The 12,417-nt window shown below is 72.2% G+C and carries 13 protein-coding genes; 7 read left to right on the top strand and 6 right to left on the bottom strand.

All coding sequences use genetic code 11. The annotated features are described in order from the left end of the window. Positions 1–472: 472 nt before the first annotated feature. Positions 473–1,105 (bottom strand): uracil phosphoribosyltransferase, encoded by a 633-nt coding sequence (gene upp, locus FLP10_RS06810; protein WP_149160181.1) that lies wholly within the window; start codon positions 1,103–1,105, stop codon positions 473–475. 44 nt (positions 1,106–1,149) lie between these two features. Here upp and tadA point away from each other — a divergent pair, with 44 nt between their 5' ends. Beyond that, a complete protein-coding gene (gene tadA / locus FLP10_RS06805) occupies positions 1,150–1,611 on the top strand; it encodes a tRNA adenosine(34) deaminase TadA (protein WP_210418492.1) in 462 nt (153 codons plus the stop codon). A gap of 104 nt (positions 1,612–1,715) precedes the next feature. Here the strand turns inward: tadA and FLP10_RS06800 are convergent, their stop codons facing one another. After that, positions 1,716–2,456, bottom strand: a complete 741-nt coding sequence (locus FLP10_RS06800; protein ID WP_149160180.1) for a glutamine amidotransferase-related protein — start codon at positions 2,454–2,456, stop codon at positions 1,716–1,718. Continuing rightward, a complete protein-coding gene (locus tag FLP10_RS06795; protein WP_149160179.1) occupies positions 2,453–3,415 on the bottom strand; it encodes a cation diffusion facilitator family transporter in 963 nt (320 codons plus the stop codon). The genes FLP10_RS06800 and FLP10_RS06795 overlap by 4 nt, the downstream gene beginning before the upstream one ends. A 23-nt stretch (positions 3,416–3,438) precedes the next feature. Here FLP10_RS06795 and proC point away from each other — a divergent pair, with 23 nt between their 5' ends. From proC to FLP10_RS06775, 4 genes are all read left to right on the top strand, one after another. Then, positions 3,439–4,281, top strand: a complete 843-nt coding sequence (gene proC / locus FLP10_RS06790) for a pyrroline-5-carboxylate reductase (protein ID WP_149160178.1) — start codon at positions 3,439–3,441, stop codon at positions 4,279–4,281. After that, positions 4,281–5,576 carry a beta-N-acetylhexosaminidase gene (locus FLP10_RS06785; protein ID WP_149160177.1) on the top strand — a complete coding sequence of 432 codons (1,296 nt, stop codon included), beginning with the start codon at positions 4,281–4,283 and terminating at the stop codon, positions 5,574–5,576. Before proC ends, FLP10_RS06785 begins: the two co-directional genes overlap by 1 nt. A gap of 109 nt (positions 5,577–5,685) precedes the next feature. Next, entirely contained in the window at positions 5,686–6,072 is a 387-nt protein-coding gene (locus tag FLP10_RS06780; protein WP_149160176.1) for a YciI family protein, read from the top strand. Continuing rightward, positions 6,069–7,376, top strand: a complete 1,308-nt coding sequence (locus tag FLP10_RS06775) for a DUF6596 domain-containing protein (protein WP_246150243.1) — start codon at positions 6,069–6,071, stop codon at positions 7,374–7,376. Before FLP10_RS06780 ends, FLP10_RS06775 begins: the two co-directional genes overlap by 4 nt. A gap of 145 nt (positions 7,377–7,521) precedes the next feature. Here FLP10_RS06775 and rlmC read toward each other — a convergent pair whose 3' ends face one another. Further along, positions 7,522–8,655: a 23S rRNA (uracil(747)-C(5))-methyltransferase RlmC gene (rlmC, locus tag FLP10_RS06770; protein WP_149160175.1), complete on the bottom strand. Its 1,134-nt coding sequence runs from the start codon at positions 8,653–8,655 to the stop codon at positions 7,522–7,524. A 129-nt stretch (positions 8,656–8,784) separates the two neighbouring features. Here rlmC and FLP10_RS06765 point away from each other — a divergent pair, with 129 nt between their 5' ends. Next, positions 8,785–9,348 carry a DUF402 domain-containing protein gene (locus FLP10_RS06765; protein WP_149160174.1) on the top strand — a complete coding sequence of 188 codons (564 nt, stop codon included), beginning with the start codon at positions 8,785–8,787 and terminating at the stop codon, positions 9,346–9,348. Between the two features lie 27 nt (positions 9,349–9,375). Beyond that, positions 9,376–9,777, top strand: a complete 402-nt coding sequence (locus FLP10_RS06760) for a hypothetical protein (protein WP_149160173.1) — start codon at positions 9,376–9,378, stop codon at positions 9,775–9,777. A 77-nt stretch (positions 9,778–9,854) separates the two neighbouring features. On the opposite strand, the gene FLP10_RS06755 is transcribed toward FLP10_RS06760, so the two are convergent. Further along, positions 9,855–11,477, bottom strand: a complete 1,623-nt coding sequence (locus FLP10_RS06755) for an ABC transporter permease (RefSeq protein ID WP_149160172.1) — start codon at positions 11,475–11,477, stop codon at positions 9,855–9,857. Further along, entirely contained in the window at positions 11,474–12,406 is a 933-nt protein-coding gene (locus FLP10_RS06750; protein ID WP_210418491.1) for an ABC transporter ATP-binding protein, read from the bottom strand. The genes FLP10_RS06755 and FLP10_RS06750 overlap by 4 nt, the downstream gene beginning before the upstream one ends. Positions 12,407–12,417 lie beyond the last annotated feature (11 nt).

Below are 12,417 nucleotides of genomic sequence, written 5' to 3'. Positions count from 1 at the left end.
TCGGTCAGCGAGGTCGAGAACGAATGGCCGACGTCGGCCTGGCGAACCTGTGTGGGTTCAGAACCGGAATGGTTCGACGGAGCCCGGCGACCGGGATGTGGTCGGCAGCGGGACTCGGCGGGAGGGGTCGCGGGTCAGCGGCACATTCGACAACACATCGACGCGCGCGCCGGCATCATCATGCCGGTCGTCCTGAGAGCCTCGCGGGCGATCAGGCTGCGTGCGTTGTCAGTCATGGGCGTCAGTAAAACCGAGTCGCGTGGGTGTGTCAATTCATGACACCCGGATGACGCCCGGTGACGTCGCACGCGGTGCGCGATCGGTTGCGGCATCCGGAAGGATCCGGTGGAAGGATGCCGCGCTTCGCAGCATCTTCGCTCATCCGCGAATTTGAAGAATCTTCTGGCTTCGTTTCGCGGCTCGGCGTGTCGTCGACTGAAGGATCTTCGCCAGCCGCGGCACGCGTCGAGTCTTATACCGTGCCGTAGAGCCGGTCGCCCGCGTCGCCGAGGCCCGGCACGATGTACCCGTGCTCGTTGAGCCGCTCATCGACGGCACCGACGACGATCGACACATCGAGCCCGTGCAGTGCCTGTTCGACCGCCGCGAGCCCCTCGGGCGCGGCGAGGATGCAGATGGCCGTGACATCCGTCGCCCCGCGGTCGAGGAGGAACTTGATCGCCGCGCTGAGCGACCCGCCCGTGGCCAGCATCGGGTCGAGCACGAAGCACTGCCGATCGCTCAGGTCGTCGGGCAGCCGCTCGGCGTACGTGGTCGGCTGCAGGGTCTCTTCGTTGCGCGCCATGCCGAGGAATCCCACCTCGGCGCTCGGCAGCAGCTTGACCATGCCCTCGAGCATGCCGAGGCCCGCGCGCAGGATCGGCACGATGAGCGGCTTCGGCTCGGCGATGCGCACCCCCGTGGTCGGCGCGACCGGGGTGACGATGTCGACCGGCTCGACCCGCACGTTGCGCGTGCCCTCGTAGGCGAGCAGCGTCATCAGCTCTTCGACGAGCGAGCGGAACACCGGCGACGGGGTCTTCACGTCGCGGAGCACCGTCAGCTTGTGGGTGATGAGCGGGTGGTCGGCAACGTGGACTCGCATAGGCTCGAGTCTAGTTCGCGGGGCTGTCGGAATGAGGGGGGCGGATGCATCGGAGCGAGCATCTCGAATGGATGCGCCTCGCCCTCGCCGAGGCCGCCGCCACGGTCGACTCGGCCGACGTGCCGGTCGGGGCGATCGTGCTCGACGTCGACGGCACCGTCATCGGCCGAGGGCACAACGAGCGCGAGCAGCGCCACGACCCGACCGCGCACGCCGAGGTGATCGCCATCCGCGAAGCGGCGGCGACGAAGCACGACTGGCAGCTTCCCGGCTGCACGCTGGTCGTCACGCTCGAGCCGTGCGTGATGTGCGCCGGCGCGATCCTCGCCGCGCGAATCCCGACCGTCGTGTTCGGCGCGTGGGACGAGAAGGCCGGCGCCGCCGGCAGCGTCTACGACGTGCTGCGCGACCGTCGCCTCAACCACCGCGCCGAGGTCTTCGGGGGAGTGGAGGCCGAGGCATCCGCCGCCCTGCTGCTCGACTTCTTCCAGGCCCGCCGCACCTGACCGAAGCAACCCCGCCGCCACCCGCACGGTACGCAATTCAGGTTCCGCCTCCCTGAATCGGGTTCTCGCCGGGGAGGGTGGAGGGGGTTGGGGAGGCGGCGGCGCTACTCGACCGGCGAGGACGCGCGGCGCGGCGCGATGCCGTCGAGGTACTCGCCCAGCAGCGCCGCCGACGCGGCGGCCGCACGCGGGCCCTCGGTCGCCTGGATCTCGAGCATGCGCTCGCGGGACCAGCCGTAGCCGGGCAATTCGTCGCCCCACGCGGCGAGCCAGTCGGCATGAATGCGCTCGTCGACCTCGGGATGGAACTGCACCGCGAGCAGCCAGTCGCCCCGGCGATACGCCTGGTTCGGGTACTGGGCGCTCGACGCCAGCAGTTCCACACCCTCGGGCAGGTCGTAGTGGTCGCCGTGCCACTGCACGGTCGGCACGCCCGCGAAGTGGCGCACCGGCGAGTCGGCGCCGGCGTCGGTCGGCGTGACCTCGAGCCATCCGACCTCTTTGCGCTCGCCGCGGTAGACCCGAGCGCCGAGCGTCGCCGCGATGAGCTGCGCACCGAGGCAGACCCCGAACACGGGCGCCTCGGCCGCGACGCGCGAACGCAGCAACTCGATCTCGTCGGCGAGGTAGGGGTGGCGGTCGGTGTCGTACGCGGCCTCCTCGCCGCCGAGCACGACGACCAGGTCGGGGGCGAGGGCGTCGAGCTGCGAGACATCCGTCTGCGGGGTGTCGACCACCCGCACGTCGAAGCCCCGCCCGCGCAGCACGGGCTCGAGGTTGCCGAGCCCGATCGCAGGGTCGTGTCGCAGCACGAGCGCGACCGGCGCACCCGCGCTAGCGCTCACTCGAGGCCCTTGATGACGATCGCGTCGGTCGGCGGCGCGACGTGGTTCGGGTCGACGTACACGTCGGGCTCGATGTAGATAACCCGCGCCGACGGCACCACCGCTCGGATGCGCTGCTCGATCACGTTGGTCGCGGCGGCGACTTCGAGCAGCGGCTGATCGGCGGCGAAGCCGAGCTTCGCGGCCACGAGCAGTTCGTCGGGCCCGAGGTACAGGGTCTTCATGTGGATGATGCGCTCGATCTCGTCGCCGTCCATGATCGCGCCTTCGATCGCGGCGACGTCGGCATCGTTCGCGCCCTCGCCCACGAGCAGGCTCTTGGTCTCGACGCCGAGGACGATCGCGACGAGCACGAGCAGCGTGCCGATCATGAGCGTGCCGATCGCGTCGAACACCGAGTTTCCGGTGATGACGGTGAGGCCGACGCCGAGCAGGGCGAACACGAGGCCGGTGAGGGCTGCGACGTCTTCGAGCAGCACGACGGGAAGCTCGGGGGCCTTCGCGCGGCGCACGAACTGCACCCAGTTCTGCTTGCCGCGCACGTGGTTCGACTCTTTCACGGCGGTGCGCAGCGAGAACGACTCGAGCACGATCGCGATGGCGAGCACCAGCAGCGGCAGCCACGCGTTCTCGAGCTCGTGCGGGTGGGTGAGCTTGTCGACGCCCTCGTAGATCGAGAACACGCCGCCGACCGAGAACAGGATGATCGCGACCACGAACGCGTACACGTACCGCTCGCGGCCGTAGCCGAACGGGTGCTCCTTGTCGGCGGCGCGACGCGCCTTGCGACCGCCGAGCATGAGCAGCAGCTGGTTGCCCGAGTCGGCGACCGAGTGGATGGCCTCGGCCAGCATCGATGCCGACCCCGAGAAGAACCACGCGATGAACTTCGTGATCGCGATGCCGAGGTTCGCGAGGAAGGCCGCGACGATCGCCTTGGTGCCGCCGGATGCGCTCATGAGCCCAATCCTAGGATGGCTGCATGAGTGCCGATGACCCTGTGACGCTGCCCCCGATCGCCTTCCTCGGAGCCGGGTCGATGGCCCGAGCCATCCTGTCGGGGCTGCTGCGTCCCGAGGTCGACGCGACCGACATCCGCGCCACGAATCGGTCGGCCGAGAAGGCCGCCTCGCTCGCCTCCGAGGGGGTGGTCGCGTACGCGACCGAGACGGATGCCGCGGCGAACCGCCGTGCGGTCGCCGGCGCGAAGCTCGTCGTCGTGGCGGTGAAGCCGCATATGGTGCCCGACCTGCTGCGCGAGATCGCCGACGCGCTCGAACCCGGCGCGATCGTGGTGTCCGTCGCCGCCGGCGTCACCGTCGCCACCTTCGAACAGCTGCTGCCCGAGCGCGTCTCGGTGGTGCGCACCATGCCGAACACGCCCGCGGTCGTCGGGCGGGCGGTCACGGGCGTCTCGGCGGGCACCCGGTCGACCGATGCCGACCTCGCCCTCGTGGTCAGCCTGTTCGAGACCGTGGGCGATGTGCTGGTCGTACCCGAGTCGCAGCTCGACGCGCTGTCGACGATCTCGGGATCGGGGCCCGCGTACGTCTTCTTCCTGATCGAGCAGCTCACGGCGACCGCGATCGACCTGGGGTTCACGCCCGAGCAGGCGGCGCTCATGGTGCAGGGCACCTTCCGCGGAGCATCCGAGCTGCTCGCCGACTCGGGCGACGAGCCGGCCGAGCTGCGTCGCCGGGTGACCAGCCCGAAGGGCACCACCGAGCGGGCGATCGCGGTACTCGACGCCGCCTCCCTCAAGCAGACCTTCGATCGGGCGACGCAGGCCGCACTCGCGCGGGCGCGCGAGTTGGCGGCCGGGTGATGACCCACCTCGCCGCCGCCCTGCGCTTCGACGGTGAGCCGGCGTACGCCTGGCGCGGCGTTCTGCTCGATGTGGCGCGCAGGTTCCGCCCGCTGCCCGAGCTGCGCCGGTTGGTCGACCTGCTCGCCGCGCACGGGCTGAACGTGCTGCAACTGCACCTCACCGACGACCAGGGGTGGCGCATCGAGGTGCGCGCGTTCCCGCGGCTCGCCGAGGTCGGCGGGCGGCGCTCGCAGACCCAGCTCGGGCACGGCCCCGACGCGACGCTCGACGGGGTGCCGCACACCGGGTGGTACACGCAGGGCGAGCTGCGCGAGCTCGTCGCCTACGCGGCGGCCCGGGGCATCCGGATCGTTCCCGAGGTCGACCTGCCCGGGCACGCGACCGCGATCCTGGCGGCGTATCCCGAGTTCGGCGTCGGCGGCGCCGAGGCGGTGCGGGCCCGCGTGGCCGAGCCGTGGACGCGGTTCGGCGTCTCCGACGAGGTGCTGAACGTCGAGGAGTCGACCGTGGCGTTCGCGTGCGCGGTGCTCGACGAGGTGTGCGACGTGTTCGATTCCGACGTGATCGGCATCGGCGGCGACGAGGTGCGCAAAGAGCGGTGGCACGACGACGCGCGCACGCAGCAGCTGATGCACGAGCGCGGCCTCGTCGACGAACGCGAGCTGCAGGCGTGGTTCCTCGGGCGGGTGGCCGCGCATCTCGCCGCGCGCGGACGCCGGGTGCTCGGATGGGACGAGATGCTCGAGGGCGCGGATGCCTCGCGCCTGCCCGGTGACGCGATCGTCGCCTCGTGGCGCGGGCCGGTGGGCGCCGAGCTCGGCGCCCGCCTCGGGCACGACGTCCTGCTCTGCCCCGACCTGTGGACCTACCTCGACTATCGGCAGTCGGATGATCCGTGCGAGCCGATCCCGGTCGGCACCGTGCTGGCGCTCGAGGACGTGGCGTCGTTCGACCCGCTCGCCGGGGCGTCGGCGGTGCTTCGTTCGCACGTCGTCGGGGTGCAGGCGAACGTGTGGTGCGAGCATCTCGACTCGCGCGAACGGTTCGACTACGCAGTGTTCCCCCGGCTCGGGGCGTTCGCCGAGGTCGCGTGGAACGGCGGCCCGCTCGACTGGGACTCGTTCACCGAGCGGCTGCCCGGCTACCTCGCGTGGCTCGAGTCGCGCGGGGTCGACTTCCGCCCGCTCGACGGCCCGCGCCCCGACCAGCAGCGCCCGGGAGTGCCCGGCATGCCGCGCGACCGTGCGTCGCGCCTCGCCGAACTCGCCCGCCTCACCGCCGACCTGCGCTGAACCATCGCACGCGGATGTCCCGCCGGTATCGATTTTCGGTCGGCGACTTCGTCACCATGGTGTGACGAACCTCGTCACGGCCCCGAGGGGTGCTGACCAAGGAGTTGCCATGACCGACACGTACGCCTTCCTCATCCACGAGCCCGACTGGGACTCGGACGCGTTCCTCGGCGGTGGCGGGGTTCCCGGCGGGAACCCCGAGATGAATTTCCCCGAGCACAAGGCGTTCCAGCAGGCGGTCGCGAAGCTCGGCGCCCGCATCGTCGGCGCCGCCGCACTGCAGAACGCGCGCTACGGCGGCCGCGTGACGCCGGGTTCGGGCGACCGCGCCGTCGACGACGCGGTCTACTCCGACGGGCCCTACCCCGACACGAGCGAGGTCGTCTCGGGGTTCTACCTCGTCGAGGTCGCCGACGAAGCCCAGGCTCGGCACATCGCCGCGCTCGTGCCGACCGGAGGCCACATCGAGTGGCGCAAGGTGTTCCCCACCCAGTGACCGACCCGATCGCCGACCTGGGCGAGGACTTCGTCGACGCCTGGCCGCGGATCGTGCGCTCGCTGGCCGCCTACACCGGCAGCCTCGACGACGCGCAGGAGTACGCGGCCGAGGCGATCGCGCGCGCCGTCGCCCGGGTCGGCCACGATGAACGGCCCCTCGGGTCGCTCGCGGCCTGGTGCACGGCCGTGGGCAAGCGGGCGTGGATCGACGACCGGCGGCGCACGGCCGTCGAGCAGCGCCACGCGGAACGTCTCGCGGGCGAGTTGCGCGACGAGGCCGGTCGAGCGGATGTTTCGCACGAGACATCCGCGCTGGATGCCCCGCTCGGCGACGCGCTCGACGACCGCGTGGCCCTGCTGTTCGTGGCCTGCGACCCCGCACTGACCGAGCAGGCCCGGCTCGTGCTCGCCCTGCGGGTGGTGTGCGGCCTCGACGTGGCGCGCATCGCCGCACATCTCGGCGTCCAGCCGTCGACCGCGGCGGCGCGCCTCACCCGGGCCAAGCGGGCGCTCGCCGAGGCGCGCGGTCGCTTCCGCGTGCCCGAGGCGCCCGAACGCCGGGTTCGGCTGCCGGTCGTGCTGGCGAGCGTGGCCGGCATGTTCACCGTCGCGCATCGCGACGTGCTCGATCCGCAGAGCGCGCTCGACGACCTGGGGCGGCAGGCGCTGTCGATCGCCGATGCGCTCGTCGCCGAGTTCCCCGACGACGCCGAGGTGCGCGGGCTCCGCGCCGTCATCCGGCTCGGGCTCGCGCGGCGGCCCGGCCGGCTCGACGAGCGGGGTGCGGCGATGCCCCTCGACGAGGTCGATCGGCGCCGGTGGGATCGCCGCCTCATCGAGGCCGGGCTCGACGATGCCGCGGCCGCGGCCGATCGCGGCGACGGACGGTTCGTGCTCGAGGCCGCGATCGCCGGGTTGCACACGTCGGCGCCGAGCTTCGCCGAGACCGACTGGGATCGGGTGGTCGCGTTCTACCTGGCGCTCGAACGGGTGTGGGGCTCGCCGTCGGTCACCGCGGGCCGGCTCGCCGCGGAACTGCACCGGAGCCTGCTCGCACCCGAGTCGGGCGAGCGCACGGCGTCGCTGCGCATGATCGAGCTCGAGCTGCATCGACTCGCCGATGGCTCCGCGCCCTACGCGGCACTCGACGCGAGCCTGGCCCTCGCCGACCTCGCGTGGCGTACCGGCCGCCGCGAGCAGGCCGCGACGGAGTACGCGCGCCTCGCGGCCCTCGTGCCGACCGAGCCGGTCCGTCGGTTCTGCCTGGCCCGCGCCGGCGCGGTCCCTCCGCCCGCCGGCTGACCCCCGTCGCGTTCTTCAGCCGCAACCCTGCCTTTTTCAGGCGTAATGGGTCGGCTTCGCGCTCCGCACGGCGTGTCCTCCTGAAAAGAGTGCGTTTCGGGGGTGCGGCTCCTGAAAAAAGTTCGGCGGGGGGGCGGGGCGGAGGTCAGGTGCGGGCGAGGAGGGTCATGACCTCGAAGTGGGTGGTCTGCGGGAACATGTCGAAGACGCGCGCCCGCACCGGCCGCAGCGACGGCATCGCGGCCAGGTCGCGGGCGAGCGAGGCCGCGTTGCAGCTCGAGTAGAGCACGTGCGACACGTCGGATGCCTCGAGCCAGTGCGCGAGCTCGGGGCCGATGCCGCGGCGGGGCGGGTTCACCACCACGAGGGCGGGCGCCTCGTGCGGCGCCGCCCCGAGCGCGAACGCGGTGGCGTCGCCGGCTTCGAACCGCACGCGCTCGAGCGCGGCATCCGATCGGCTCAGCTCGGCGCTCGCGACCGCTTCGACGCTCGTCTCGATGCCCGTCACCCGCGCGCCGCCCGCGGTCGCGAGGTGCAGCGCGAAGCCGCCGACCCCCGAGTACAGGTCCCAGGCGGAGTCGGGGGCGAGGTCGCGGATCCAGTCGCGCGCCTCGGCGTAGAGCGCCGCCGCGATCGCCGTGTTCGTCTGGAAGAAGCTCTGCGGGCGCAGGTGCATCGTCACGTCGTTGAGGCGCATCGGCAGCGTCTGCTGCTCGGTGAGCAGGATCTCGTGCTCGCCCTCGAGCACCGCCTTGTGCTCGGGCAGGATGTTCGCCGACACCACGCGGGCCTGCGGCAGCTCGGCCAGCAGCGCCGGCAGGTGTTTGCGGATGCGGGCGACCGGCTCCGTCGAACGCAGCACGAACCGGATCATCAGCTCGCCGTCGGGCGACTCGGTGACGATGAGGTGCTTCAGCTCGCCGCGACGCGACGCGACCTCGTACGGCGCGATGCGGGCGAGCGCGATGAACCGCGCCAGCACCGGGAACGCCGACCGATGCCCGGGCGAGCAGATGCCGCACGCCTGCAGGTCGATGCCGTGCCCGTCGGCGTCGAGGATGCCGATCGTCGGGGCGTCCACGGTGCCGCCGACGACCATCTTCGCCTTGTTGCGGTAGTCGCGCTCGCCGGATGCCACGGGCGGATGCCACGTGCCGACGCCGAACGGCGCGAGCAGCTGCTCGGCGTGCCGCTGCTTGCCCGCCAGCTGCGCGTCGTACGGGTCGCCCATGAGCGAGCACGACCGGCATACGCCGGCGTCGAAGTACGCGCAGTCCACCGTTCCAGGGTAGGCGCCGCCACGTTCTCGGAGATCTGCGCGACCTCGGATCCGACGAGGAGACCGGCCCCGATCCGACGCGGATCTCCGAAAGCACGGCGGGCGCGGGACCGGGCGTAGGCTCGGCGCATGCGTCCGAACGACCTGCACGCCGGCACTCCGGTGCGCGTGCGCGTCACGAAGTGGGACGACTCGCCGCACTGGGCGTTCGACGGCATCTGGCTCGGCGCCGACCGGCACGGCGACTGGCTCGGATTCCCGCCGGGCACGAGCTATGCCCGCCCCGGCAAGTCGTTCGTCGCCGACTGGCCGGCGGTGGGGATGTTCCCGCGTGCCGGCTGGGCCCCCGCGTTCAACGACGGCCACCCGCGCGGGCTCGGCATCTACGTCGATCTCGCGAGCGTGCCCGAATGGCGGTTCGACGGGCACGGCACCTGGACGATCTCGTACGTCGACCTCGACCTCGACGTGGTCGAGCGCGACGGCGCGCCCGCATACATCGACGACGAAGACGAGTTCGCCGAGCACGCGATCACGTTCGGGTACCCTGCCGATGTCGTTGCCCGCGTACGCGCCGACGCCGACGCGGTGCTCGAGGCCGTGCGCCGACACGAGCCGCCGTTCGACGGCGCCACCGCGGCACGCTGGCTCGCCCGGATGCGCGGGCTCGCCGCCACGCGGCTGCCCGAGTAGCCGCGCGCCGCCCGGTACGCTCGGCTCGTGCCCGCTCTCGACGTCATCGGCCTGCTGCTCGAGGTGCTGAGCTGGGTCGGGCTCGGCGCGGGTGCCGTGCTGGCGATCGCGTGGATCGCGGCGCGCAGCGCCGACGGCGGATGGCGCGAGGTCGAGGTGGTGGTCGTGCCCGGAGTCGACCAGGCCGCCCCGGTCGCCCGCTGGTTCGCGGGCGACGAACTGCACGAGCGACCCCTCGACGCCGACGAGCAGGCCAAGCTCGAGGGCGGCGTCGAGGACGCGATCGGTTGGGCGACCGCCGGCGGACGACTGCGGTTCGAGCGGCGCAGCCATGCGGCGCGGGTGCTCGGCCTGCTCGCGCTGATCCTGCTGGTGGTCGGCGTGGTGGCACTCGCCGCGGGCCTGATCCTGTCGCTCACCGCAGGCTGAGCCGCAACGCAGGCGCGCCGCGAGGCATCCGAACCATCCGAACCATCCGAACCATCCGAACCATCCGAACCATCCGATCACCCGCCCGTCGCGAGCTCGCGCCGCCGCATCGACCAGACCGCGAGCGCACTCGCGACCAAGCCGATGCCGAGAAGCCACCACCCGCCCGACCAGTCGGTGTCGTCGCCCGCGGGCACGGGTGAGTGCGCGAACGGCGAGAGGTCGACGAGCCATTCGGGCAACCCGAGGATCGGGCCGAACAATCCGAGGATCGCGCCGAGTCCGACGAACGCCCACCCGATCGGGACGGTCGCCTGCGGCAGGTAGGCGAAGACGAGCAGCGTGACGCCGAGGAACACCAGGCAGGCGGGCAACTGAGCGGTGGCGGCCTCGAGAACGTTCGGTACGAGGGCGGCGGCGTCGCTCGCGCCCACCGCGCCCACGAGGCCGGCGAGGGCCGACGCGGTCAGCACGACGACGATCACGATCACCCCGACGACCCAGTACTCGAGCAGCCACCGCACCCGCGGTACGGGTGCCGCCAGGACCAGCTCGGCGGTGCCGCGGACTTCCTCCTGCCGGGCGCGGACGCCGACCTGTACTGCGCAGCACGCGGCGAGGATGCCGACCAGCCCGTAGAACGTCGCGACGAACGCCTGCTCGAGGGTCGCGTCGTCGCCGATCATCGCTTTCAGCGTCTCGGCGACCTGGGGGGTGTCGCCCGCGACCTCGCCGATGATCGACGACAGCGATGTGGCGAGCAGGCCGGTCGCGATGCCGCCGACGGTCCACGCGGCGAGAATCGAGATGTTCAGCCGCCACGCCAGCCCGGACGAGCTCGACAGGCCGGCCCGCGCATCGGACCGGCCGACCCGGCCGGGCAGCAGGCTCGCCCCCTGGTCGCGCACCGACTGCAGCCGGAAGACGCCCGCGGTGACGAGCACGGCGAACCCGATCGGCACGAGCAGCGGCACGAGGTCGTTCTCGACGAACGCGCCGGTGAACTGCCCGTACCCGATCGGCGACAGCCAACTCGGCCATGCGGGCGTGACGTGCAGCAGGTCGTCGGCGGGCGTGCCGGCGGCGTCGCCGATGCCGCGCAGCAGGTAGGCGGCGAGCACGAACGCGACCGAGAGGCTGTTCGCCCCGCGCGAGGTGCGGAACAGCTGCGCGGCGAACAGCCCGAAGGCGAGGAATGCCAGCCCCGGCGCGGTCATGGCGGCTCCGGTCACGAGCGAGCCCGTGACATCCAACCCGTTCGAGATGAACGCGAGCGCGACCGCGGCGCCGAGCAGCACGTTGGCGAGTACGCCGTGCACGACGGTCGCCACGGTCGGCAGCACGCGCCCGGCGGGCGTGGCCGAGACCAGCTCGGTGCGGCCCTGCTCCTCCTCCATGCGGGTGTGGCGCACGGCGAGGAACGTGCTCATGAGCCCGCCCATGAGCGCCAGCCACGCGTAGATCAGGAAGAAGGCGAACGCACCGTCATCGACGCCGTTGGGCGTGCCGCGGAAGATCAGGATGGTGCGGGTCGCGATCGCGACGCTGAGGATGTCGCGGCGATCGTCCTCCGAGCCGTAGGTGTCGAAGACCGCGCCGACCGACGCATAGGCGAGCAGCGCCGTGCCGACGATCCAGAGCGCGAGCTGCAGGCGGTCGCGGCGGGCGCGCTGCCGAAGCAGCGGGAGCAAGGTGCTCACGCCTGCGCCCCGGGGCGGCCGGCCGCGATCTCGTCACCGTACTGCCGCAGGAACAGCTCCTCGAGTGAAGGCGGCGCGACGGTGAGCCCCGTGACCCCGAGCCGGCCGAGTTCGGGCAGCACGCCCGCGACCGCTGCGGAGTCGACGGTGAAGCTCACCCGCCCGTGGTCGACGCGCAGGTCGTGCGCCCCGGCGAGGCCCGCGGCCGCATCGGGCACGAGCCCGTCGGCGGCGAACGAGATCTCGGTGCGGGTCAGGCGGCGCAGGTCGGCCAGCGTGCCCGATTCGACCACACGGCCCGCGCGGATGATGCTCACCCGGTCGCAGAGCTCCTCGACCTCGCTCAGGATGTGGCTCGACAGCAGCACGGTCGCCCCGGCCTCGGCGACCCGGTCGACCTCGCGCGCGAACACCTGCGCCATGAGCGGGTCGAGTCCGCTGGTCGGCTCGTCGAGGATGTACAGGTCGGCGGGCGTCGCGAACGCGGCGACGAGCGCGACCTTCTGCCGGTTGCCCTTCGAGTAGGCGCGGCCCTTCTTGCGCGGATCGAACTCGAACGCCTCGGCGAGCGCCTGCTTGCGTTTCGCGTACGCGGCGCGATCGGCGGTGCCGCCGCGCAGTCGCGACAGCAGGTCGATGGCCTCGCCGCCCGTGAGGTTCGGCCACAGGGCGACGTCGCCGGGCACGTAGGCGATGCGGCGGTGCAGGGCGGCCGCATGGGTCCACGGCTCCCGGTCGAAGACGGATGCCTCGCCCGAGGTCGCCCGGGCGAGGCCGAGCAGGATCCGGATCGTGGTCGACTTGCCCGCGCCGTTGGGGCCGAGGAATCCGTGCACCGATCCCTGCGCGACTTCGAGGTCGAGGCCGTCGAGCGCGGTGGTGCGGCCGAAGCGCTTCACGAGCGCCGACGTGCGGATCACGGTGGTCATGCGCGTGACGG

The organism is Agromyces intestinalis, assembly GCF_008365295.1.
Lineage (GTDB): Bacteria > Actinomycetota > Actinomycetes > Actinomycetales > Microbacteriaceae > Agromyces > Agromyces intestinalis.
Note: the sequence above shows the minus strand (reverse complement) of the source record. Positions and strands in the feature narration are given on the sequence as shown.

Bases quoted from the DNA above. Each gene is read 5' to 3' on its own strand.
- upp (WP_149160181.1), bottom strand. From the start codon at position 1,105: ATGCGAGTCCACGTTGCCGACCACCCGCTCATCACCCACAAGCTGACG.
- tadA (WP_210418492.1), top strand. From the start codon at position 1,150: ATGCATCGGAGCGAGCATCTCGAATGGATGCGCCTCGCCCTCGCCGAG.
- FLP10_RS06795 (WP_149160179.1), bottom strand. From the start codon at position 3,415: ATGAGCGCATCCGGCGGCACCAAGGCGATCGTCGCGGCCTTCCTCGCG.
- proC (WP_149160178.1), top strand. From the start codon at position 3,439: ATGAGTGCCGATGACCCTGTGACGCTGCCCCCGATCGCCTTCCTCGGA.
- FLP10_RS06785 (WP_149160177.1), top strand. From the start codon at position 4,281: ATGACCCACCTCGCCGCCGCCCTGCGCTTCGACGGTGAGCCGGCGTAC.
- FLP10_RS06780 (WP_149160176.1), top strand. From the start codon at position 5,686: ATGACCGACACGTACGCCTTCCTCATCCACGAGCCCGACTGGGACTCG.
- FLP10_RS06765 (WP_149160174.1), top strand. From the start codon at position 8,785: ATGCGTCCGAACGACCTGCACGCCGGCACTCCGGTGCGCGTGCGCGTC.
- FLP10_RS06750 (WP_210418491.1), bottom strand. From the start codon at position 12,406: ATGACCACCGTGATCCGCACGTCGGCGCTCGTGAAGCGCTTCGGCCGC.